This is a genomic window from Paenibacillus sp. FSL F4-0122 (assembly GCF_038002845.1).
In the GTDB taxonomy this organism is placed as follows: domain Bacteria; phylum Bacillota; class Bacilli; order Paenibacillales; family Paenibacillaceae; genus Paenibacillus_AQ; species Paenibacillus_AQ odorifer.
This window is the reverse complement of record NZ_JBBODI010000001.1, coordinates 4,166,183-4,189,223: the sequence shown is the minus strand read 5'-3', so window position 1 is coordinate 4,189,223 and position 23,041 is coordinate 4,166,183. Positions and strand designations below refer to the sequence as shown.

At 39.2% G+C, this 23,041-nt stretch carries 20 protein-coding genes and 1 pseudogene; 11 read left to right on the top strand and 10 right to left on the bottom strand.

Going from position 1 to position 23,041, the window contains the following annotated elements:
- The first annotated feature begins 6 nt into the window (after positions 1-6).
- From MHH49_RS18090 to MHH49_RS18050, 9 genes are all read left to right on the top strand, one after another.
- On the top strand, positions 7-879 hold the full coding sequence (locus MHH49_RS18090) for a secretion protein F (protein ID WP_341138348.1): 873 nt from the start codon (positions 7-9) through the stop codon (positions 877-879).
- Positions 880-913: 34 nt separating this feature from the next.
- Entirely contained in the window at positions 914-1,306 is a 393-nt protein-coding gene (locus MHH49_RS18085; RefSeq protein ID WP_025705857.1) for a DUF4320 family protein, read from the top strand.
- Positions 1,303-1,845 carry a hypothetical protein gene (locus MHH49_RS18080; protein WP_341138347.1) on the top strand — a complete coding sequence of 181 codons (543 nt, stop codon included), beginning with the start codon at positions 1,303-1,305 and terminating at the stop codon, positions 1,843-1,845. Before MHH49_RS18085 ends, MHH49_RS18080 begins: the two co-directional genes overlap by 4 nt.
- A 126-nt stretch (positions 1,846-1,971) precedes the next feature.
- Positions 1,972-2,562: a DUF6550 family protein gene (locus MHH49_RS18075; protein ID WP_341138346.1), complete on the top strand. Its 591-nt coding sequence runs from the start codon at positions 1,972-1,974 to the stop codon at positions 2,560-2,562.
- Positions 2,563-2,630: 68 nt separating this feature from the next.
- Positions 2,631-4,370, top strand: coding sequence for a hypothetical protein (locus MHH49_RS18070; RefSeq protein ID WP_341138345.1), 1,740 nt, complete (start codon positions 2,631-2,633; stop codon positions 4,368-4,370).
- A gap of 18 nt (positions 4,371-4,388) precedes the next feature.
- Positions 4,389-5,060 carry a hypothetical protein gene (locus MHH49_RS18065; RefSeq protein WP_341138344.1) on the top strand — a complete coding sequence of 224 codons (672 nt, stop codon included), beginning with the start codon at positions 4,389-4,391 and terminating at the stop codon, positions 5,058-5,060.
- A 3-nt stretch (positions 5,061-5,063) separates the two neighbouring features.
- Positions 5,064-5,885 (top strand): C39 family peptidase, encoded by an 822-nt coding sequence (locus MHH49_RS18060; protein WP_341138343.1) that lies wholly within the window; start codon positions 5,064-5,066, stop codon positions 5,883-5,885.
- A gap of 13 nt (positions 5,886-5,898) precedes the next feature.
- Entirely contained in the window at positions 5,899-7,713 is a 1,815-nt protein-coding gene (locus MHH49_RS18055; protein ID WP_341138342.1) for a VirB4 family type IV secretion system protein, read from the top strand.
- A gap of 96 nt (positions 7,714-7,809) precedes the next feature.
- On the top strand, positions 7,810-8,826 hold the full coding sequence (locus MHH49_RS18050) for a hypothetical protein (protein WP_341138341.1): 1,017 nt from the start codon (positions 7,810-7,812) through the stop codon (positions 8,824-8,826).
- Between the two features lie 182 nt (positions 8,827-9,008).
- Here MHH49_RS18050 and MHH49_RS18045 read toward each other — a convergent pair whose 3' ends face one another.
- From MHH49_RS18045 to MHH49_RS18010, 8 genes are all read right to left on the bottom strand, one after another.
- Positions 9,009-11,771, bottom strand: a complete 2,763-nt coding sequence (locus tag MHH49_RS18045; protein WP_341138340.1) for an NB-ARC domain-containing protein — start codon at positions 11,769-11,771, stop codon at positions 9,009-9,011.
- 166 nt (positions 11,772-11,937) lie between these two features.
- Entirely contained in the window at positions 11,938-12,516 is a 579-nt protein-coding gene (locus tag MHH49_RS18040; protein ID WP_341138339.1) for a restriction endonuclease, read from the bottom strand.
- A gap of 121 nt (positions 12,517-12,637) precedes the next feature.
- Positions 12,638-13,864 carry a Shedu immune nuclease family protein gene (locus MHH49_RS18035; RefSeq protein WP_341138338.1) on the bottom strand — a complete coding sequence of 409 codons (1,227 nt, stop codon included), beginning with the start codon at positions 13,862-13,864 and terminating at the stop codon, positions 12,638-12,640.
- 201 nt (positions 13,865-14,065) lie between these two features.
- On the bottom strand, positions 14,066-14,656 hold the full coding sequence (locus tag MHH49_RS18030; protein ID WP_341138337.1) for a hypothetical protein: 591 nt from the start codon (positions 14,654-14,656) through the stop codon (positions 14,066-14,068).
- A 127-nt stretch (positions 14,657-14,783) separates the two neighbouring features.
- Positions 14,784-15,545: a hypothetical protein gene (locus MHH49_RS18025; protein ID WP_341138336.1), complete on the bottom strand. Its 762-nt coding sequence runs from the start codon at positions 15,543-15,545 to the stop codon at positions 14,784-14,786.
- A 207-nt stretch (positions 15,546-15,752) separates the two neighbouring features.
- On the bottom strand, positions 15,753-16,706 hold the full coding sequence (locus MHH49_RS18020; protein WP_341138335.1) for a toll/interleukin-1 receptor domain-containing protein: 954 nt from the start codon (positions 16,704-16,706) through the stop codon (positions 15,753-15,755).
- A 204-nt stretch (positions 16,707-16,910) separates the two neighbouring features.
- The gene (locus MHH49_RS18015; protein WP_341138334.1) at positions 16,911-18,050 is read right to left on the bottom strand and encodes a hypothetical protein; all 1,140 of its coding nucleotides are present in this window, start codon (positions 18,048-18,050) and stop codon (positions 16,911-16,913) included.
- 297 nt (positions 18,051-18,347) lie between these two features.
- Positions 18,348-19,037 carry a hypothetical protein gene (locus MHH49_RS18010; protein ID WP_341138333.1) on the bottom strand — a complete coding sequence of 230 codons (690 nt, stop codon included), beginning with the start codon at positions 19,035-19,037 and terminating at the stop codon, positions 18,348-18,350.
- A 91-nt stretch (positions 19,038-19,128) separates the two neighbouring features.
- On the opposite strand from MHH49_RS18010, the gene MHH49_RS18005 reads away from it, so the two are divergent.
- Both MHH49_RS18005 and MHH49_RS18000 read left to right on the top strand, forming a co-directional pair.
- Positions 19,129-19,716, top strand: coding sequence for a helix-turn-helix domain-containing protein (locus tag MHH49_RS18005; RefSeq protein WP_341138332.1), 588 nt, complete (start codon positions 19,129-19,131; stop codon positions 19,714-19,716).
- A 5-nt stretch (positions 19,717-19,721) separates the two neighbouring features.
- Positions 19,722-20,240: a transposase gene (locus MHH49_RS18000; protein WP_341138331.1), complete on the top strand. Its 519-nt coding sequence runs from the start codon at positions 19,722-19,724 to the stop codon at positions 20,238-20,240.
- A gap of 828 nt (positions 20,241-21,068) precedes the next feature.
- Here MHH49_RS18000 and MHH49_RS17995 read toward each other — a convergent pair.
- Together MHH49_RS17995 and MHH49_RS17990 are read right to left on the bottom strand one after the other, a co-directional pair.
- Positions 21,069-21,674 (bottom strand): hypothetical protein, encoded by a 606-nt coding sequence (locus MHH49_RS17995; RefSeq protein WP_341138330.1) that lies wholly within the window; start codon positions 21,672-21,674, stop codon positions 21,069-21,071.
- A gap of 1,031 nt (positions 21,675-22,705) precedes the next feature.
- Positions 22,706-23,038 (bottom strand): annotated as a pseudogene (locus MHH49_RS17990) (NAD-binding protein).
- Positions 23,039-23,041: the final 3 nt, after the last annotated feature.

Genomic DNA, 23,041 nt, shown 5'->3' with positions numbered 1-23,041 from the left:
TCACTTATGACCGGCATACTGATTGGTTTCCAACTCCTTATGGCAGTTGGGTCTTATTTTATTGTCGCAGAATGGATAAAACTTCCCACTTTAGCTTCTACTCGGGCAACCCTTCTGGTTGCCAGAATCGGGAAGGCTAAAGGCTCCATTTTACAAAGCGTCATTTTTCGTTTATCTATTTGGCTAGCCAGCAAATTAAAACTCGGCGATTACTACAAGCGAAAAACGGCGGCGACCTTGCGTTCAGCGGGGATATCCATCACCCCTGAGGCTTATTTAGCTGGGGCAATTGTAAAGGCTGGATTAATCTTCTGTGCAGGATTCTTCATTCTTCCACTGCTTCCCCTATTGTTTCCGGTATTTCTATTTCTCGCAATTGCGATTTTTTTCAAGGAATCACGGCTGGCAGACGAAGTCGTGCGCAAGAAACGGGAGCAAATCGAAGTGGAGCTTCCCCGTTTTGTCGCCACCATTGCCCAGGAGCTTAAGGCATCCCGCGATGTACTCCGCTTACTGGAGGTTTACAGTAAACATGCTGGCGGCAGCTTAGAACACGAACTGAATATGACCGTAGCAGACATGAAGAGTGGCAATCAGGAAACAGCTCTTTTACGGCTGGAGGCACGATTGGGAAGCTCCATGCTGTCTGATGTAGTGCGCGGGTTACTTGCCGTTATGCGCGGTGATCAAGGTTCAGTTTACTTCGATATGCTTGCTCATGATTTCAAACTCATGGAAATCCAACGCCTTAAACTCACAGCCATGAAACGACCTGGAAAAATCCGAAAATATTCTCTTTGGATGCTTGTCTGCTTCATGTTGATGTATGTAGTCATTTTGGGCATGGAAATTATGAAGGCTGTCGGCACTCTTTTTTAGTCATTCGCTCACCTTATGAGAAAGGAAGCTGGCCATGAAGCACCTCATCAATAAACGTGGCGAGGGATATGTGGATGTTGTCGTATTGGTCATGGCCGTCATGCTCTGTGTCGCGCTGGTAGTAAAAGTTATCCCCGTCTTTGTAACAAAATATCAATTAGATACTTTTGCGGCAGAGTTAGCGCGCGAGGCTGAGATTTCAGGTAGAGTCGGACAGGAAACTACGCAGAGGGCCGCAGAACTACAGGCGCAAACGGGGCTGCACCCTACGATCTCCTGGAGCAAAACCGGTCAGATTCAGATCAATCAGGAGTTCACGGTGACGCTGAATACCACTGTTAATATCGGGTTGTTCGGCGATTTCGGTTCCTTTCCAATTGAGCTCACGGCGAAAGGCCCCGGCAAAAGCGAGGTGTACTGGAAATGAAGATCCTTCTGAAAAATCGGTCTGGTAGCGGATTCCCCCTAATTGTAGCTGTTGTATTAGCCCTGTTGATTCTCTCTTGCGCCGTGTACGAATTCTTGAGACTCAGCATTATAGCCTCCGGAGTACGCGATGCAGTTCAAAGTGCCATTATTTCCGTTGCAACAGAAAACTACAGCAATGTCTATCCAAGTCTTCGACAAAGCTACTCAGGAGGATACATTCGTTCCTCGGCTGGATGGGCAATAAAGGTTTCTACAGGTGACATCTACACACGGCTTGTAAAAGCTCTAGGATTAGTCCAAGAGGGAAATCAATATGAAAAGCGGACAGGGGGAGAGGTCGAATACACTATTTCCAATCTAAAGGTCACGATACAAAACCCTTCCTTTGCACCTGCCTCCACTGAGAGTATCCAGCAATTCACTGTGCAGGCCGTTATTCATCTAGAGGTTCCACTTTCTTTTGGCTGGGAGCGTTTGCCCTCTATGAAAGCAGACTTGCCGATTCAAGCCGTTTACCGTCCTAAGTTCAGTAAGTAAAGTATTATTTCATAAAAAAATAAAAACCGTTACGCTGTTTCTATTGGAATTTACATTTTTATACAGTAATATAGAGATAGTATCTCCCCCCCAAATTAATTTTTTTTATAAAGGAGATGTAGAATTTTGAAGAAGAAAAGAGTTTTATTGATAGCCAGCGGCCTGGTTATTGTAGCCATCGGAGTATACTTGTGGAGTGACTCTTCCCATCCAGATGATAATAAGAATGTAGCTACTCTTAGTAATACGGTTTCCGTTGCTTCACCCTCTCCTGCAATAGAAGCACCCGACGTAACAAAGGCCCCCGTCCTCTCTTCGGAACAACCAAGTTCATCACCGGTTGCTGTACCCGAAATTAGCACCCAACCCTCGCCTTCTGAAGCTCCTATCCTGCAGCCTGAAAAAGAAGTAACTAAGGTTGAAGTTCCCATCTCCCAGCCTAAAGTAACCTCTAAACCTACAGAACCACCAAAACCTAAAGTTAAGGAGCTTGAAAAAGTAAAGTCCTCTGCGGCCCCTCCTAAGTATGACGAGAAGCAAACTGAACCAAATAAGGAAACGGCAACTACTCCTAAAGCAGGAGATAAGAACAACAAAGGACAAGTTTATGTTCCTGGGTTTGGTTGGGTCAAGGACCAAGGTGGCGGGAGTCAAGGAACAAGCGTAGGCAGTGAAGGCGATGAACTAACCGGCAACAAAGTTGGCTCGATGGACTAAACACTATACACATTAATTTGGGCGTAGCAAATTGCTACGCTCGTTTTATTTTGGAGGAGGTTTATTCTTTGAGAAAAATAAAATCAGTTCTCCTCATCATCGCAGTTCTTCTGTGCATATTTCCATACTCCGGTTACGCTGACGGAACAGGAGATGGCAACATTGATCATGGCGGAGGAGGCATGGGCAGCGGCAGTGACCAGAATTTTTGGAATACTCATGATGAAGGAGTGCGAGTAACAATCATTCGAGACAGTGACCAAACCACGGTCGCTTCACCGGTTGATTTCACAAATCGAACACCACCGAATGCAATTCTGCATTTTGGCAAAGTCAGCAAATTACAGTATACTCACGGAGCGCATTTAACACCAAACACCGGTGTCTATACCTATGTTCACCCCCAGAAAGGGCTTCCCTTCATTATTAAGTCGAAAAGCGGGCAGACCAGCATTGAAGAAATTAAAAGTTATTTTACCGACGAGCTGGTTGTTCAATATATTGCGGAAGCCAGTCATGTCGATTACGACACTCTGACTAATGGTAACTATAAACTACTTCTTGAACCTGTTGCCTACATCACCTTTCAAGGTGTACAAATGGCCATGACCGCTCATGAAGCCGCCTTGTACGATCAACTCCTTAGTGGTGGATTACGCTCAAAGATGGTCAGCCTAACCCACCAGAATCTTCCTCTATCTTTGTTTTTGGAAACAACTGATCTTGGCTTTCCAGCCTGGGACGGTCCTACGGACAATCGCGTGAGCAACGATCAAATCATAAGTTCTCTTGGACTTGGGATAGTGCGCTTTAAAGACGCTTCGACCACTCCCCCTCCCACCGAAACCAGCTTGCAGTACCGCACTGACACTGATGTCATCACTTCCGTACACCTTTCCACAAGCACTCAGATTAACCCCAAAGCTCCTGCCAGCGTTACTTTCTATATTATGGGCAGCAGTTACACAGTAACGAATATCGTTATTCCAGATGGGGATAGCCAGGTCGTTTGGGTAAAATGGAGAACCCCAAGTAAAGCGCAAACTACTACCATCCATATTACATCCTCTAATGGCTGCCTTAGCGAAAGTACAATTACGGCCTCCATTGTCGATATAAATCAAAATCCACCACCTGACCCCAAAGCAACCGATCAAAATACCAGCTATGTTCCACCCAGTGTTCCATCTTACTCCAATCGAACATCAGCATCTTGGGGAGTATGGTCCGCCAGCTGGCATGAGTATTGGGTATGGATATCCAACTGGCATTGGTACACCACGGGAAAAGATACCGGCTACTGGCAAGATAATGGGCATTGGCGGGACGACGGATGGTGGGATTATACACGCGCAAGCTATATGGCCACCCTCTCCGCAACTCAATCCCTCTTGCCTGATCCAAAGTCTCCTTCTCTCTTATCGAATCAAATGAAATCAGGATACGGAATTGAAATCAACACTACTACCGCTCTATCTTCTAATGCTCCAAGCAGTCACATTACAGGAGCACAACATGCCGTTTCCTATTTCCCCGAATTTGCTTACCAAAACTACTGGCGGTTGCATGATATAAAGACTTCAGGATACAGCGCCAGCTTCTGGCTTAAGCCTAACGAGTATTCCACTTATCAAAGCCGCGTACATTTTACCCCCATCTGGTTCCCTAACGGGTCCTATTCGCCAATCACTCGAATTCTGGACGCATGGACGCCCGAAGGAATGCTTACGATCCAACTGCAAAATTCCATCACTATCTCCGGAAATTTGTTCTCGGATTGGCATATTGCTCCGGAAGATCCTAAATAGAAAGATGGTGCCGCTCTAATGCTGCTCCCTATCGTCATGTTGCTCCTCTGCCTAATCGGTGGAGGAGTTGTTTTATTTTACTTAAAAACAAACAAGCCTGGTTCTAAAACTCCCCTCAACTCAAACGATCAGACAGCCCATCAATTCGTAAACGTCCAAGATATCCGAGAAAACTTTCTGTATACCCAAGATGGTTGGCTGCTCTGCTATCTTCGCATTTTCCCTATCAGCCTAGATTTACTCAGTAGCTCTGAGAAAAAGCTCCTTATCAATAAACTAACAGCCGAATTATCCTCCATCCGCTTTCCCTTCAAGTTTTTGGCGGTTAGTCGTCCAGTAGATATTTCCCCACTTATTTCTGAACTTGTCACGGCAATCCCCACTGCAGACTCCAAACAAAAAGAGCTTTTGCGGCAAGAAATTGCAGAAATGAACACCTTGGCTTTGTCCGGAGAAGTGGTGGAACGGCAATTTTATTTGATTTTATGGCAGCAGCAAGAAAACGGAGAACGGGATTTATTGGAGAAGGCTAAACGGCTTGTTCAGCATTTTGAAGATGGACAAGTACAAGCTCATGTATTAAAGCAGCATGAAATTGTTCAACTGTGCAATTTAGTCAATAATCCTTCTTTCATTCATTTAGAAGACTCAAACTTCAGCGCGAACATTCCAGTGTTAAAGGAGGTTTAAATTTTGGATCCGGCTACAGCTAAACTATTACTTAAACTTTCGACGAGAATTGCTGCCGATAAAGAATCACGTAAACGAATAGTCCTGCTCATCGTCGCTCCCATCATTGCCTTTCTACTCCTCGTATCTTTGGTACTCCAGATTCTCACCTCACCTATTGAGTCACTCAAACTCATGCTGAACACGAAAGAAACTCCGGTGGTTGATGAACTAAGAGTGGACTACGGCTTCACTCAAGCACTTCAGGCCTCTGACGATGGATATGTAGAAAGCCACGGACAGCAATATGAAGGCGTCACTTTTCAAGATGGAAGCCGAGAAGTTGTTTATTTCAATCAACTCGATACACGCTGGGCGAATCTGCCCTATGGTCCTCATGACACCATTGGCGTTGCTGGCTGCGGGCCAACTTCATTGTCTATCGTAGTTTCTACTTTGACCGGGGACACCGTCGATCCCGTGACGATGTCGAAATGGGCTTACGAAAATGGCTACTTGGCTGAAGGAGTTGGCAGCTATCATAGTTTGATTCCCGATGGTGCCAAACATTTTGGCCTCTATGTAACTGGTTCCTCTATCAACGAAGCACAAAAGGTCATAGATGCCTTAGCCCAAGGAAAGCTTGTAGTCGCCATTATGAGCAAAGGTCACTTTACATCATCAGGTCATTTCATGGTGCTGCGAGGTGTCACCTCAGATGGAAAAATATTGGTTGCTGATCCTGCCAGCCGTAAACGTAGCCTACAAGCATGGGATTTCTCGCTCATCTTGAATGAAGCCCGAAAGAACGCTTCCGCAGGTGGCCCGTTCTGGATTATCAGTTGAAGGAGGACAGCAAATGCGGCATGAACAAAAAGATGCGAGCGTGAACAGTTCGCTACTTAATGTAATAACACCTATGGGGTTGGAATTTTCGCGTACCAGCTTGATCATTGGCGAGCAAGCTGCGAAGCTGTACGGTGTCATTCAATACCCGCCAAAGGCTAATGTAGGTTGGCTATCCGCTCTCACTAATTTACCATCCACCATGGTTTCCATTGGATTTCAACCCATCGACAATAGCGCACTCATCTCATCTATTTCCAAATCCATTACTCAAAACCGCAGCACAGCGGATAACGCCAAAGACGCGCTGACCCGACAACGAGCGGAAAAAGCTGCAATAGATGGAGAAAGCATTATGCTTCAAATTGACCAAAACGGAGAAACCGTCGGGCTCATGAATGTACTGGTCATGCCCTTTGCTAATGATGACAAGCTATTTGCTCGAACCTGCCGGCGAGTAGAGAATACCTTCAGCCTAATGCGCTGTAAGATTCGAACTCTGGCTCACTTGCAGAAAGAGAGTTTGCAGCAGCTATCCCCCATGTATCCGGCACAGGATACCATTGAAAACATCTTGAACAAAATCATGCCCATGAGCACCTTCGTTGGGGGATTTCCGTTCGCCAGTAGTGGTTTTAATGATGGCACTGGCTATTATCTGGCTAAAGACTCCCGTGGTGGCCTTATTATTATTGATCCCTGGAAACGCGGTGGAGATCGTACCAATTCCAATATAGTTGTTATGGGTGTGGCCGGAGTCGGTAAGTCCACAGCGGTAAAGCATATTGCACTGAGCGAATATATGAAAGGCACCAAAGTTATCTTTATCGATCCAGAATCGGAGTACAAGGAGCTTTGTCAACAGCTAGGCGGGGACTGGATTAACGCCGGAGGCGGTTCCCTCGGCAAAATTAATCCGCTACAGATTCGGCCAGCTCCGCGAGATGAGGAAGGAGAAGAACATCCCCTCTACAAAGATGAAGGAAACGGAATGTCTGACATGGCCCTGCATCTTAAAAACCTGGAGATTTTCTTCAATCTATATCTTCCTGATTTGAATATGATGCAGCTTGCTGTGCTCAAGCAATGCCTAATCGAACTATATAACCAATTCCACATCACCTGGACAACCGATATTTCGACACTTCAGAGCACCGATTTCCCTACCTTCAGTGATTTGTACACTCTCGTCCAGTTGAAAGAGCAAGCTTTAGGTGATCAGATTTACAAAGAGTTAGTGCTTCTACTCTTTGATATCGCTAATGGTGGAGACTCTTTCCTCTGGAATGGTCACAGTACTATTCAGACCCGGAGCCGCTGCATTTGCTTAGATACGCATTCCCTACAAAACACCAGCGAAAACATCAAACGAACCCAATACTTCAACCTGCTTTCCTGGTGCTGGGAACAGATGTCGCAGGATCGGATGGAACGAGTTCTACTGATTTGCGACGAAACCTATTTGATGATCGACCCGAAGGTTCCTCAAAGCTTGGTATTCCTTCGCAACGTCGAAAAGCGTGCCCGGAAATATGAGGCTGCTTTAGCCATCGTTTCGCACAGTGTCGTTGATTTTCTCGCTCCAGAAATTAAGATGTATGGGCAAGCCCTACTGGACATCCCCTGCATTAAGATATTGATGGGGACTGATGGCAAGAACCTTCAGGAAACTAAAGAACTCTACAATCTGACGGATGCAGAAGAAGAATTATTGGCTAGCAAGAAGCGCGAACACGCTCTGCTTATGATTGGCTCCAAGCGTATCCATGCCCATTTTGAGATCCCCGATTATAAGTTTACTTACATGGGTTCGGCGGGAGGACGTTAACGATGAATAAACACAAACAAATTATTGAGCTATTCTTTTACATCGGTCTGGTGATCGTTGGAGTCATTCTCTTACTGATGAAATGAGGGGTAACGTATGATCTTATATTTAACAAGCGAGGCTCGTATCAATTTACTTGATTTCTTGGAGCAGGAGTTTCCCATTAAGAAGCTAACCGGAAGTTTTAGTCTTCTGTCCTTCGTCGTAAAGGACATGCGGAATTTCTCTCATGCCCAATTTGTTGTACTGGATCGGATGGCAATAAGTGAATCTGACGAGGATCTGATTCAAGCACTTCTCTCGTATCAAACTATTTATGGGATGCGTGTAATCATCATAGCTGAAGGGTTGTCTATTGGCAGCCCTCTGGTTCAGCAATTGCTTCAAATCGGTATTTCTGAAATTGTGACGTCCACTGAGATTGAAAAACTCCAAAGTGAATTGAAAGAGTGCCTTTCAGATGATGGCATGCTGCGGTTCAAATCCGCAGCACCACCTCAGGTTGATCCAGAAGAGCAGCCCACTTCACTTATTCCTGAGCAAATAAAGTATCAATTTAAATGTAACAATTTAAGGGTTGCCATTGCTGGCTCCGATCGACGTGTCGGAACTACGATAACTGCAATGAATTTAGTTTGTTGGATCAACGCTCATGGGGGATCTGCCTGTTATGTAGAGGCAAACGCAAACTACCATTTGGCTCATATTATTCATTTATTCGAACCCGAAAAGTTAGGTAATGCATACAACTTGGAGGGTAATGATCTCTATATAACTGAAGAGTTGAACCAGAAATACAATGTTATTGTGTTGGATTGCGGTGTGTTAAGTGAGCCTCGAATCCAAGAAAACTTTATCGCGGCAGATATTAGACTCTTGTGCGGATCAGCAATGCCTTATGATTTGGCACGATTTTATCGAGCTATAGAACGGTGTAAGAATTTATCTGTACAGTCGCTTGGATTATTTGTTCCTCATGATCTAAAGTCGTATATGCTTGAAACGATTGACTCTCGTATTATCTTTAGCGAATCTTCTCATAACTTATTTGATCCGTTTGCAAACGCTACATTTTATCAAAAGCTTTTTGAAGCTCTCATCACTATATCGTAAAGATACTTTTTGATCCTAAGAAATCTTATAAACAACAAAGAAGGTTGAGCAAGTATTTTTGCTTAACCTTCTTTCAATCAAGTTTTGGCATGAAAAATATTAAAAATGTTTAAAATGAATTATTTTTCTAGTTCGGTTACTTCCCAATATGCAGTTACAATAATTCAATTAATTTCCAAACTTTAATTATCAAAAGGCAACCCCGTCATCTCGACCTTTATATCATCTGCGAGTATGGGGTCACTATGATGAATCGCATTTTCATAAGCAGTCTTTGCTTCTATTTTTAGACCAAGTCCATATAATATTTGAGCTTGTTGGCGTAAAAATGTCGCTTGATACTTTTCTTCCCGAATTCCAGAAATCGCCTGTTCAATAATACATAATGCTTCATCGAACTGATTCTTTCCATATAAAGCTTGGGAATAACGATAAAGCCAATGAATGCCCCGATTATTGGGAGCTGCAATATTTAGTATTTCTAATGCCTGATCGTATTCCTCTATAAGGATGTAACATTCTGCAATCATTGTGCAATAATATCCGTTAGTACTTGATATTCCCTGAAAATATGTTTTTGCAAGAAGGAGTGCAGATAAATATTCTTCAGATTGCTTTTTATAGCATTTACCCAGCTCCTTATAAACTTGCCCCAAATAAAAAAGCTCTGTTTCGCTTTTCCGATCTTTAGGTTCCTCTGGAAGCAATTTAACTAGTTCAATATATCTTTCAGGTTGGCGATAAGTTATCGTTTTACCTACCTCAGTCAAAACCTTAAAGGGTTGATAATATCCCCATACCGCCGAATACTGGATAGCCGTTTCAAAAAGTTCTCCTTGCATAAGGTACTTCTCCCTCAGGTCCGAGAATACCGATTTCTTAAATTCATTAAATGCTGCGAGAACGATAGAAATGCTGATCGATGAAGGAGCTTTCTTAAATGTAATAAATATATCCTCCAAATATAATTTAGCCTGTTCTATTTCTACGACGCTCGCCAACTTAGCTAATTGTAACTTACTATGATATGCATCATCCGTATTATCAATTACCTCTTCGAAACAAGCCCTAGCTAATGCATCTGCTTTTATAAAAGTATAGAATTTACCTAGATGATGCTTGATCTCGTAATGTAAATCAAGACAGGATCTGCTATTATCGACAAGTGTTTTTAAATTATTAATAACTTGATTGGCAAAAGGTTCGGCTTCTCTATCCCCACTTTGTTTATAGTTTCGGTGCATTAATTCCGCGCATTCCAAATATGCCGTTATTCGAGGTTGATGCTCCTTAATTAGAGTTTGGCATAGCAATAAGTTATCAATGTTAGTTCGACTCATTATCTCCTTTATTTCGTTTGTTTGAATGTTTTCAAACATCAGATAAGTAGGTATCAAATCAAAACGATCTGGTGATTTACTAATGACCTGGATCAGGAAATTACGATGAATGTAAAGTGCATTATAAAATTGATAATCCTTAATATGCTGCGCTTCCAGGAAAAAAGCGATAAACTTATTCTCTATTTCACTCGAAACTTGAGGTAATTTTTCCATTTTAATACTATTGAAAATAAGGTCATGCATCCTTAATGTGAAATTTTCATAGTTTATTAAAAAACCGCGTTTTAGCAAATCCATAACACTCATGGAGGAAATTAACCTCTGCAATAAACTTCGATTAAAAACCTGCCCCCCTAACCAAAGGAGAACTGACAATTCAGTGGCAATCGCTTCAGAGTGTTTTTCTAATAGACGTTTAAAAAAAACTTTTCCGTTGTCGTCAGCAAATTTCGGCAACTCTGAAGCCTCTCTACTAACTTCCTTCCAAGATATTTTGTCGGTAACAACCCATCTATTCGTTAGTGTAAGTAACAAGGGGTGTCCACCGATTACTTGCTTGATATCCTTGTAAATTGATTGAGGGCAATGTGTCACCAATTCAAAGTTTAAGATTTGAAGGGCTGTAGAATCATTTAGGAATGAAAGATTCATTTTTTCCATTCTGTCTTTGACTTGTTCGTCCCTCTGCGAAGTAATTATAATCTTTGAATTATTCTGATTTATCTCACTCAAAAACGAAAGTATCTTATGTATATCCCGATCCAAATTGTCGATTATCAGTAAAATCTTTCTACGTTTTAATAAACCAGCGACATTTTGTCTTTGTTGCACCCTCTCAATATTAATTGATGTTAAAGAGTGTAGAGAATCTATTTGTTTCCCATCAATCCACACGATTACCTCAAATATTTCCTTTACCCTAAGTTGATTAGCAATAGAAATCGCAAATTCCGTCTTTCCGATCCCACTGATTCCATGCACGTAAAGTAGTTGATTTCGCTCTAATTGTTCAAGTGCCTCTTCTTCTTCTCCCCGCCGAACATACTCCTTCCGAATCATTGGTAACATATTCGTCATACTAAATTCGTCTAAGTATTTTTCCAATGCAGAAAAATGTGTAAGGAATGGATCTGAGTAATCAATATCTTTCAGTATAGATACTAGATGTTCTGCTATTTTTCTGGCATCAAAGATCTGGATCTCAATATGGTTTCGACCAACTTTACTCACATGATCATTTATTGCTTTAGTCAATTCAAGCATCTCTGTATTGGTAGCGTCTTGATTGCTTAATAAGTACAGTTTTTCTAAAGAAGGTAGTAAACTCAACGCATGCTTGACATCATCCAATGGTTTATCGAAAGGCTTGGAAAAATAGCGATGTTTTGTACCGTATTCCCCAACTATCTTTGCATTGGAACTGTATGAATCAACAGTATATCCTGATGCTGCCCCCTTCATAGTTGACCCTCTATAAATTAGCGGAAAACCTTCAGCCTTCTCCAGTAGTGCGTGAGAAAATCTTTCGAAATCGATAGCGTCCATACTTCCTAATTCTTCATGTATACGTAGAGTTAGTCTTGTGTTTTGAGATTGTTCCATAAATATTCTCCTCCTTCTAAAAACTATAAGTAGAATTTATTGGGAACTTTAGAGAGAATACGTCCCTTCAATCCTCACAGAATAAAAAATACATTTTTTAAAATAATCAAAAGCAAATAATATCTCTCCTCTTCAAAAAAGTCTCTTCCTATTCGTTATCTACTCTTTATTGTTTCAATATCTTATTTTTAATTTCTTGCATCATATTTTTTGTGGGATATATTTCTTTATCAGGAAAATCATCGAGCCTAGTACTCCATTGGTAAGCGTAAAACTTTGGGGATTGTTTAATAATTTCCGTGAGCATATGATCTATATAATCAACAGTGGGACCAATGAAGGCTTGAATATGCATAACCTCTTTATTAAATATTTGCAATAAAGCAACTCCATGCTTTCTTGCATATTCTGTAGCTCCACTCTGAAAACCAGATGTGGAAATTAATATTCCTTTATGTGCACCTAAGCTTCGCACCTTGTCAGCTAAAACGACAATCTTCTCACGTTCTACTGGTCGGGTATACCGCTTGCATTCCACAATTACTTTAAATTTAACAGACAGGGCCATAAATTCTGCAATAATATCAATTTGGTACTCTCCGTCGTTAGTCTGAATTTTTTGGTTATGAAGTATGGAGAATTCTTTAAGTGCTTCGGATTCAGCGTAAGCATTTAATACTTCTAAACAAAACACTTCAAATTCTGTAGCAGAAATACTAGCGACAAATTCACGATATGGATTCATTTTCCACCTCACAATCTTCTATTCACATTGCCCAACGAAGTCAAATGTGACTGTTAAAAAATCTTCGACGAATCAGTCTAAAGTCCAAATTTCTTTAGAAGTCACAGCTTGAATAATTATGTTATTCGACAGAATCAATTTGCGAGTCTACTTTTGGCAATTGACGTTTAAACTTTTCAATAATTTTTTCTAACCTCGTAATAAGGTCGTCATACGTAACGATATCCATCACATTTTTATATTTTCTTTTAATGATTTCCAAGTCTCGAATTTGTTTACTACTCATCCCCTCTTCTCTTCCAAGGATTAAAATAGCGCTAGGATTTGTTATATTAATCTCAAAACCTTCTGGAAGAAAATCTTTATATTTTTTTGTAAGATTTATTTCACCTTGTTTACCTGACTTATTCAAATGAAAAAGATATTTTTCAACTTGCATAATAGTACCTGAAAGTTCTTTAACAGGAACATAATTATCTCTATATGTTCTCGTTGAAATTAAAGCAGTAGAATTAGGTTTTTTAATTTCAACAACATCAATATTTCCGTTTGAGTCTACTAACATGTAATCTAATCTTCTTTTCTTTAAATCGTAATCGTCATTTATACTCACTTCTTTAAATGCTGTGATATATTTTGGATAGATCAAAATTATGACTTCAATAATTTCTTTCTGCCAATCCGACTCAGAATAACCCATTTCATTTTTTAGCATATCTTTAAGACGCTCCAGTATTACCTGATACTTAAAAATTTCGTACTCTGCGAATGAAGAAGTTAAGCTTGACTTAGTAGTTCTTATTAATGACTTATTTGACATATACGAATTATATTCTTCCACAAAATCTTGTTTTACATTTATATATTCTTTTATTATATGGCTAATCCTTGCATTAGAATATTTCCTGAGTTCAGAAGAGTTGGGGAATATTGCTAGTAGTTTATGAAATTCTTCAATTGGCAAATCTGATTCTTTTGGCCCTATAGACAAATCCCCTTCTACCACCTCAAAAATTCTTCTGAATATTGAAATATTGTTCCATGTTTTGAACATATTTAATTGAAATTTTATGCTCTTATGAATTAATAACTCATGATCTATTCCAATCGTGTTTTTCTTCACTCTATAATAATCACCTTCTAACTTCGCAAAAGAAAAAGATACCTCATCTAACATGGTAAATTCCACTGGTTTAATTTCCTCATACAAGTCTTTTTCTTCAAAATAAAAAGTTTTACCTATATTGATACTCCTTTTAGCTTGGAAACGATTTATTATCCAGCTTACTCCATTCAATGGTGTATATTTAAATATGATTTCCTCAGCAATTTCTTCAAATTTAATCATATTCTCTCCCCAACAATTTTTTCAGCATCATAAAGCAATATACTATTATCAAATAACGACTTGCATTCACGAGTCAGACGATATCAATTGCAGCCCGCTGCCCCCGCTTTTTATTTCCCTTTGCTGGACCAAAAGTGATTATTTTAACGCGTACTTCTATTATTATCTGAAGAGACAACTCCCTAAATAACTTCAATCAATTTAAAAGGTCTTATTCCATTCTGGTTTATATTTCTTAATTAAAGTCACTTCAAGTTCAACAATTTGCTTCTCGTCGCAAAGTTCTAAAATGTAAAATTTTATCTTCTCTTTATTTTCAGTTATCAGACTATTTAAGTGACAGTTTGTTGATTGTCCGTCTATGTAGCAATTTTTCGGTTGAACCTTGCCGTATCCCTGATTGATTCGCTTACCAAATGAATCCTTACATCTACCGATATACTTGACTTCTTTATCAACACAATATAGATAAATACCTTTACTGCTCTGAACAGGTTTGTCAGAAATATAAAATTGGGAGTAGATTTTATCACCGTTCTTATTTAAAAATTCTTTATAAAAAATATCCCCCTTATCTTTCAAAATAGCAACAAAAGAACCCAATCCAATATCTAAATAGGCCTTATAATTACTTATAACAATATTTTTAAATATATTATACTTTTTGTGCTCGATAGTTTCTCTAAGGGTCTTATTATTCTTGGTGGCAAAAACATCCGAATATAATGAAGTCATAAATACTAGAGGAATTTCTCTAAAGGTTAAATCATAACTATTAATCATAAACTTCATTGATTTCCCTCCAGAATTTTTACTTTTAAAATAGTTTTCTCCATTTATATCTTATACAAGTCGTCACTGGCTCCTAGAAAGCCTTTTGATGGCAGTAATACACGCTTTAAGCGTGAAAATAATGTTTCTATGTGATGTTATCTACTTCACTGAGAAATCTTTCGAAAGCTTCTCTTGGAGAAATAAACCTCCTTTCTATAACTTCCTCTTCCAATGCTTGACTCCAAAATACATTTGCTTCTTCAGCAGAAATCAGTTTGCAATCAACCATTCTGAGCACAAAATGACTAATTAGACCGCCAATAAGAGCGTAGTACATTGCAATCACATGGGGTGGAACCATCAATCTGTGCTCATCTCTCCCCTCATATATCAATCTCCCACCACTTCCTAGCAAATACGAATATGCTAACGACCTATAAGTTCTGTGATTTATCTTAGACAATTGCGAATAATATTTTTTTAGTTTTCCCCACTCTTCCTCATCATTTTCTTTTATGTAATCTCTGTAGACTCTATTTTGTATTACTTTATCGTTATACCAATCTCTCAAGTGCTTATCTTTCTTTGCGTCATTAGAATAAAAATAAGAGGCTGTATCCATCGCTTCTACAGCATCCCGAAACAGCCTACCTGCAATCCTATGTTTTTTATCCTGTAATAGATCTAGACAGTCAATTAAAGATTCTAAAGAATCAAGAAAAAGCATCCAAATAGCCTTCTCAGCACTTTGTTCATCACGTGTATATGCACCCGATTTTATTGTCAGATAATTAAATAATAACCCTAACAAATTACTTGCTTCTCGATAAAATTGATCTTGAGCTTCATATTCGTAAGGATTTTGATAAGCTTCTTGAGGATCTCTTCCCCAGATAAAACTTGTCATCTTTTATCTCCTAATCTTAATTAAAGTTTTTGCAGACTGCTTTTATAAACACAAATCTCCTTTTGTTAATAGACGCAGCCCCAGTTAATAGACTTATCCAGTGCATAATTGTTAAATGCCTGCCACCCAGAAATTCTCTAAAGATTAAAGCTTCGCCAGGACCTCAGTGAGAATACTATTAATATGCTATGCAACTCTCTTTTCATATTACTTACCATTATTGTTTGTTATAGTCTTAGTAAATTCTATGAGATGCTTTATTAATTCCGGATCAAAATCTTTTGAAGACTGAGAAATAAATGATGAACCATTATCAATATTCCAATGCTGAAATGCTTCCTTAATTTCTTTCCAATCCGCTTTATCACCATATGCTTTTAAATAAAATTCCCCAAAAGATATTGCATGAATCCGGTCCGCATTTCGTAATGATTCTACCATAAATGATTTTGCCAATATGAATGTAAATCTAGTTAATGCAATTATTAGGCTAATAATTACTATGTTAAGTAAAGAAAATTCGATGTACTTATAAACCTTGGTATCATTATCAAAGCCTAATAAAGTATTACCGCGGGTTAGAACGAGTACAATACATACCGCCAAACTAATAAAAGAAATTAGATAGCAGGCATATGCAATCCATTTATATTTGTCTTCTCTTCCCCGTAGTTCTTGAAGTGAATTTTGAATATATTGTTCAGCAGATTTTTCGACTTTATAGATTGATTCTTTCTTTTCGTCGGCTTTTGCTTTTAATTCTCCTGTTATTTGTCCGATTGACTCTTTTATTCTTCTCATCGTGATATCAAGTCTATCACGATCTGCACGTAATACCAATAAATGCATTAATGGTTCAGGAATTGGAACATCATCAAAAATAATAGGTAAAATTCTCGGTTTTCCACGTTCTTTCATATATCCTAATGAAGCATAAATTTCGGATAAGACATTATTACTTTGTATAGAATTTTCTGTAATGAGTACTACTACTGCATCAGCATTTTTCAACCCGTTAGATAGAACATCACTCCAGTTGTCTCCAATTTTAAGACTGAGCGCATCTACGAATATATCAACATTAAAATCTCTTAATTTATTAGCAAATTCACTAGCTAAATCCTTATCCTTGTTTGAATATGAGAGGAAAATATTTGTCATGCCTTGTCTCTCCTTCATAATTTATAGAGTTTGTTTGGAGAACATTCCTCGTATTCCCGAACTCAACCACCTTAAGACCCTAAGCGACGCGGCTAGTGATGCGGGGTGTCACCTGAATTTCTATCTAGAAATGCGCCGGGCGACCGATGAGCAGCGGAGCCAATCAGATATGTTATGAGATACTACCTTTATAGCAAATATGTATTAGTCATTATTGACTCTTCTTTGTGTTGCGTTTGCATCATAAATAAGTCGAATCAATTGGTCCTTGCCACCAACAAAGCGATAAATAGTAATATCCGATAAATAATTTTCTTTCACATTCCAAGCTCTTCGCAATGCTCTTTCCTCATCTCCAAAAATCCAATAGCCAAGTGTTTGCGGTAAACCAAAACTTAATGAATATGCTTGCTGGTCATTAACAGGATGTATGATCCATTGCCGTTCCATGTTGTTCCGTCGGGTCCACGTAATTGTAACTTTATGTACTGGATTCTCACTGACATATCTAATGAAAGCTTCCGGATTATCAGATTTAAAAATAAGTAAAAATGGCCCGTTTGCCATCCCTACAAAAAACTCTCTATACCTTTCCATCTGATTTAAGATTACTTCGGAAATTGACCTTAATGAGGGCAATTTATTTTCAATATATTCGTATTCTATATAGCTCAATGGGCCAGTTACATTCGTTGGCCAAGTATTTAATATTTCTCGCATGTATAATCTAAATAAGAGGGGTAAACTTTTCTTCGGATTTTTTTGATTTTGAAGTTCATTTGTATTTATAAATGCACTTTCTGTATCTTCATCTTCGTCAATATGTTGAATCCTTAGATCGTTTAATAACATCTCGGCCACTTCATCAACCAGATTCTTTAGATCTTCAAAATCTGGACCACTTAAATCAATCAAAGATATTTGATGTGCTAATGCCATATCCGAAGCAGTTGAAGTAAACCCAGAAGTTGAAAATAAAGCATAACGATAAGAAAATCGTTGCATTAAAGGTTTTCCTTCTCTTACTGGAGAATAGTTCTGATTGATATCATCCAAAACACCTACAGCATTACGAACTTCTGGAATCCCCGTTTTCATCTTTCTACATTTTGCTTCTACGAATAATCTTAATGGAAAAGTAAACGCAGGAATCCAGACTAATTGACCTAATACATCAGCTTGATGAACTGCTCCTCTTCCTTTAACGACAAGTCCGTTTCCCTTCCTTGCCAGTTCCCTTTCATCTTGAATAGGATCGACTAGCAAATTGTATCCGGTATTACGAATAAGATAAGCAATTATTTCTTCAAGGATATATCCTTTTAAACTTTCTTTGCCAATCAATTCCCACTCCTCCTCTTAGTATTCTGATAGACATCATTGTTTTGCCTAATAATTATTTGCAACTTTGTAAATAAAGACTAACTCGTGATTTCATTAACTATCATTAGGCTAATACTTTCGACAATCAGGAGCCCTAAATTCAAACCGTTGCTGAATAAACCTCGCCCCACTAATCTTAATTGACTCAGGCGTATATCCCTCCACAATGCCACCACGGTCCTTATTTGCCCAACAGGATCCGGATCTCTCTTATACCAGACAGACACTTCAGATTGCGTCAAAGCAGCCATTAAGAAATCATTGTCTGTGAGGAGGACTTTGTATGTATTCTTCTTCATTTGATTTCTCCTCAAGCTGGTAAAGGATATTATCAAGCGTATCAATCAATGCCTCTCTTTTTGGGCCGTCTCTATTTCTCACAAATCCCAATACTTCTATAATCGCATCCTTTAGCCTATTCCACCTTGCAACAGTGGCCACAATCAATATAGAAAAAATGAATATTACTACGAACAGAGAAAAGTTAAGGTTAATAGAGTAATTTCCTTTTTGCTTCATGAAATTCGGTTTATTTTCTTCTGAATTATAGTAAGCATAAACTCGAGTTATTAGTTGCGTAATATTGGGTAATGTAATTGCTAATAATAATCCCGGAGCTATCAACGGTGGTAGTTTTTTCTTTTTTTCATCCTCACGATAGTTATCTATTAATTTTTCTATCTTCCATTTTGAATAAATTCCATTTTCAATTAAGTATTCGGTTATTAAATGGATTTGTATTTCTGACACAGTTACTTGCCATTGTTTTGGTTTTATATTTATGGAATATTGCTTTTTTATGATTTTCATTGCTTTGTGTGCCAAAACTCGATTCAATCCGAATAAGGAGGCTATGAGAATCACAGTAGCTGGCAATGAAATTAATAACCACTTAGAAATTGAGGTAATAAATAAAATGGATATCCCCGTTGATATTGCTCCCACCATCGATAAACTCACCACAAAGAAATAAAACTTGTGAAAAATCGGCATATATTTGTAAATTAAAACTTTGCTAGTGCCCCATCAGAGATCATAGTTGGGAAAACGGGTAATTATACGTAAATCCAACTCTCTCGAGGTGAGCAGCATGACTATTTTTGTTCGTGACTTAACTCAGGAAGAAGGTAATCGCCTCCTGCGGATTGCCCGTAAGGGGGCAGATCCGGTTCAGGTCCGTCGGGCCTTGCTCATTCTGGCCTCCGCCCAAAAAATGAAAGTACCTGAAATCAGCCGGCTTTATCATATCTCAGGCGAACATATCCGGCATACGATTCATCGATTCAATCAGGAAGGATTGCCTTCCCTGAAACCGAAATACTGCGGGGGACGTCCGCCCACCTTCACTCCAGAAGAACGCAGCAAGATCATTGAACTTGCCCAAATTCCTCCCAAAGTAGCGGGCTATCCGTTTACCAATTGGTCACTCTCGAAATTGAAACAAGCCGTGGAGGAACGTAAGATTGTGTCTTCCATCTCCATCGAAACACTTCGAGTGATCCTGGGCGAAGCCAAGATTACCTACCAAAATACGAAAACGTGGAAGGATTCAAACGATCCCGAATTCGAGTCTAAAAAAAACGAATCGAAGACCTCTACCGGAACCCTCCAACGGATGGGCGTGTAATTTGTATGGATGAATTTGGGCCGCTCTCGCTTCAACCTTACCGTGGGAAAGGCTGGTTTCAAAAACGTAGGCCGATTCGACTTCGGGCGACCTACACCCGACCTCATGGCGTAAAGCATTTGCTTGCTGCACTGGATTTAAAATCAGATCAGTTGTATGGCCATGCTTCAAAAACGAAGAAGCATCAGGATATTCTTCGTTTCTTCCATGTGCTTCGGCGCCGGTTTCATCGGTCAGAGCGCTTGTACATCATTCTGGATAATTTTTCTCCGCATTTGCACCACAAAGTGAAGGAATGGGCTGCAGCGAACAATGTAGAATTAGTCTATACTCCAACGTACGCATCGTGGCTTAACCGAATCGAATGTCATTTTGGGCCCCTACGAAAATTTGTCCTCGAAGGTAGTGATTTTGCCAAACACCAAGATTTAGGGTTGGCCATTCAAGCGTATCTTCGCTGGCGAAACAAGAATAAACGTAAGGTCCTTATTCTACGCGAGCAAAATAAGATCAAGGTTGTCTGATGGGGCACTAGAAGCAGAGGCCTTAAAATACTTAAAAAGTTTATTTTTCAATTCACACCTCAAAAAATGAAAAATTTTGTCTAGTTTAGTATATTTCATTTGGCACAATATGTATGTGAATTCTTTATTACTTGTAAGGAAATATTCCTATAAAACCCGGACTAATCACCTACCTTCCTTTTAAGCCATATAGAAATAGAAATTACACGTATGTCTAACGGAATTTCCACATTAACTTACCAGCAAACTTTGTCAGATTCACGAAATTAAAAGGCTAGGATTCTGTACCCAAACCAGCAACAGCTTTTATCCACGGCATATCTCTAATATGAGCGCCGGTATATCACTACAGTTTCAAAATCATATGATATGCTCTATTTATTACACACAAAAAAACCGAGGCCATGGGCTTCGGAAAGCAGCTTTATCAATATTAGTTTATTCAGAACTCTTCATTTAACTCATCAGTTTATAGTGTTATGAGATAATAAAGTATTAGACTAAAGTCGTTGATTTATCAACGTATATTAATTGAAGAATCGTCAGCTTTTGAAAAATAAGTTATAGACTGTTTTATAAAATGAAGCAGCGGCGGAACAAGACAAGATAAATAAAGTCTTAGACTGCCGCTGTTGTTGTTAAACTAACATTTTCAGTTAGCACAATGCATATATAGCCGCTGCTCCTTACAGCTTATAACATCTTCCTAGGAATTCTACTCGAATAGGAGCAATCCTGAATGCACTTCTCCAATCGCTCAGCGAGACCTGCGATGGAACGTTCAAAAACTGCCTTATCATTGATTTAAGCAATTTCAAAATAATATTTCTATTCGTTACTCCATTCCCCTGAAACTCTATAATAAATCCAATATCTTAGCCTTGAATGCAGATAATCTAGTTGGCTCTTGAAATGTATAAAATCAATCCCAAAACTTTCTTTACCATCTCCATAAGTAAACTCATCAAGCCGTTTGTCAAATGGATACCTGAAAGTCATTGAGCTATCATCTGTATTATGTAATTCGATAATTAATCCGCCTATAGTTTTCAGTTCATTCTTTTCGTTTTGGTCTGCACCAAAATTATATTTACTTCGAATTTCATTATTAACTTTTGCCCATAAACTCTCAAGGCCGTGTCCCTCTAGTTTCTCCTTAATCTTATTATCATCCAAACCGGATGTTATGTATATCCGATGCAGAATAGCTTTCAGGGATAACTCAACAGAGTGTCTATACAGAAATAGTGCCGGGTTGATTATATTATCAGCAATATGCCCCCGGTTAGCTCCAATGGAATCAATTAACTTGTCTGCAGCCTCTTTAAAATATTCAGAATATAAATCAAAAAAACCGTTGTAATCCCTGAAAGTTTTTTGCCAATTAGGGTAAGCATTTTTATAAATATCTGGGTTTGAAGTAAATAGCACCATTTGATCATTCCTTCCAACAAAATCACTACTCTATTTGATTCGCCGTTTATTTAGAAGTATCCTGCCCTATAACTGAATAGCAGCACTTTCAGTTGCTGCTTGTTTTGTTGAACGAAAGTTTCCAGATAGCCAATTAATCCTAATAAAAACTGTTAAGGCGGATCGGACTGCTGAATCAGCGCTCGGCGAAAATAACCTGCCTTGGTCCATGATTATTGTCCCATTTCATTGTGTTAGATATAAATTTAGCAGTGATTACTTTACCGCCGCCGATCTGGATATCGTAGTTGCTCCTTTTGAACGATACGTCCATGTTTGCGATGAAAAGTATGGTTCCTTCTATCTTAATGTCCTTTTTGACAGCGCCTTTTTAGTCGTCACATCTTTCTGGACAACTTTGCCCGGCTTATAGTCCATTACTTTAATGTCGGCGGTTGAATCCGTGGTTAAAAGAATGGTCGCTTTAAACATATTTTACCTTCCAATTTACTACTATGTGGATTCATTATAAATCAAACATAAAAGGCGGAAAAACTGAAGCTAGTCCGCCTACATTTACGTTATTGTGTCGTCCACGCAGCTTGACGGTGAACGTGGAAATGTCAGTATCGTAGCCCCGGAAGTAGTAATTCGATGCCAGAAGCAACTGTCATCATAACCGACACACGGAGAGCTCACTTCACATACAGGATTCCTCTTCAATGTGACGAATTGTATCAATTGGAAATGTAATATTAGAACCCCTCGAAATTTCGAGGGGTTCTTGTAACGGAGTTAGTATTACTAACCACCCGTTTTCACGCTATCCCGTCCGTTAGCTTAATGAGCATCCGTCAGTCGGATATTTCATTATCTTTGAGCGTTAAATTAATGTGTTTTCGTTTTGGCATTTCATAACTTAAAATCCACAAAAAAACAGCGTATAATTAATCTTAGGCGCTGTTTCTTATAGAAATCTAATTACAAGTGTAATACAACACTCTTTACAAATTGATTAAAGTACTAAATCAAAGGATTTTCGGCTAATTGTCTTACTTTTCCGAAAGCTCCTTAATGTGCAGAAAGATCGCCGCTACGTCTAAATCTCCCTTTCCCCGGGCTATGGCCGATGTATATGTAGCTGCTGCATTTGCAGCCAAAGGCAGGCTACTCTCCAGTGCTTTTGCCGTTTCCATCGCCAGATTCAAGTCCTTCTCCATCCACTTCAAGGCAAACGCAGGAGGAAACGATTCATCCATTAAAGCATTTGTTTAGGCTCCCAGCATCGGTTTGTTTACAGCAGATTCAGTCATCATCTTGATCACCAGTTCGCGATCCAACCCCATCTTCTCGGCGAGAACCAGTGACTCCGCAATACCCTGCATTGT

Excerpts from the sequence above, each read along its gene's own strand:
- MHH49_RS18090 (WP_341138348.1), top strand. The coding sequence starts at position 7 with ATGACCGGCATACTGATTGGTTTCCAACTCCTTATGGCAGTTGGGTCT.
- MHH49_RS18085 (WP_025705857.1), top strand. The coding sequence starts at position 914 with ATGAAGCACCTCATCAATAAACGTGGCGAGGGATATGTGGATGTTGTC.
- MHH49_RS18080 (WP_341138347.1), top strand. The coding sequence starts at position 1,303 with ATGAAGATCCTTCTGAAAAATCGGTCTGGTAGCGGATTCCCCCTAATT.
- MHH49_RS18065 (WP_341138344.1), top strand. The coding sequence starts at position 4,389 with ATGCTGCTCCCTATCGTCATGTTGCTCCTCTGCCTAATCGGTGGAGGA.
- MHH49_RS18055 (WP_341138342.1), top strand. The coding sequence starts at position 5,899 with ATGCGGCATGAACAAAAAGATGCGAGCGTGAACAGTTCGCTACTTAAT.
- MHH49_RS18050 (WP_341138341.1), top strand. The coding sequence starts at position 7,810 with ATGATCTTATATTTAACAAGCGAGGCTCGTATCAATTTACTTGATTTC.
- MHH49_RS18045 (WP_341138340.1), bottom strand. The coding sequence starts at position 11,771 with ATGGAACAATCTCAAAACACAAGACTAACTCTACGTATACATGAAGAA.
- MHH49_RS18040 (WP_341138339.1), bottom strand. The coding sequence starts at position 12,516 with ATGAATCCATATCGTGAATTTGTCGCTAGTATTTCTGCTACAGAATTT.
- MHH49_RS18035 (WP_341138338.1), bottom strand. The coding sequence starts at position 13,864 with ATGATTAAATTTGAAGAAATTGCTGAGGAAATCATATTTAAATATACA.
- MHH49_RS18030 (WP_341138337.1), bottom strand. The coding sequence starts at position 14,656 with ATGAAGTTTATGATTAATAGTTATGATTTAACCTTTAGAGAAATTCCT.
- MHH49_RS18025 (WP_341138336.1), bottom strand. The coding sequence starts at position 15,545 with ATGACAAGTTTTATCTGGGGAAGAGATCCTCAAGAAGCTTATCAAAAT.
- MHH49_RS18020 (WP_341138335.1), bottom strand. The coding sequence starts at position 16,706 with ATGACAAATATTTTCCTCTCATATTCAAACAAGGATAAGGATTTAGCT.
- MHH49_RS18010 (WP_341138333.1), bottom strand. The coding sequence starts at position 19,037 with ATGGTGGGAGCAATATCAACGGGGATATCCATTTTATTTATTACCTCA.
- MHH49_RS18000 (WP_341138331.1), top strand. The coding sequence starts at position 19,722 with ATGGATGAATTTGGGCCGCTCTCGCTTCAACCTTACCGTGGGAAAGGC.
- MHH49_RS17995 (WP_341138330.1), bottom strand. The coding sequence starts at position 21,674 with ATGGTGCTATTTACTTCAAACCCAGATATTTATAAAAATGCTTACCCT.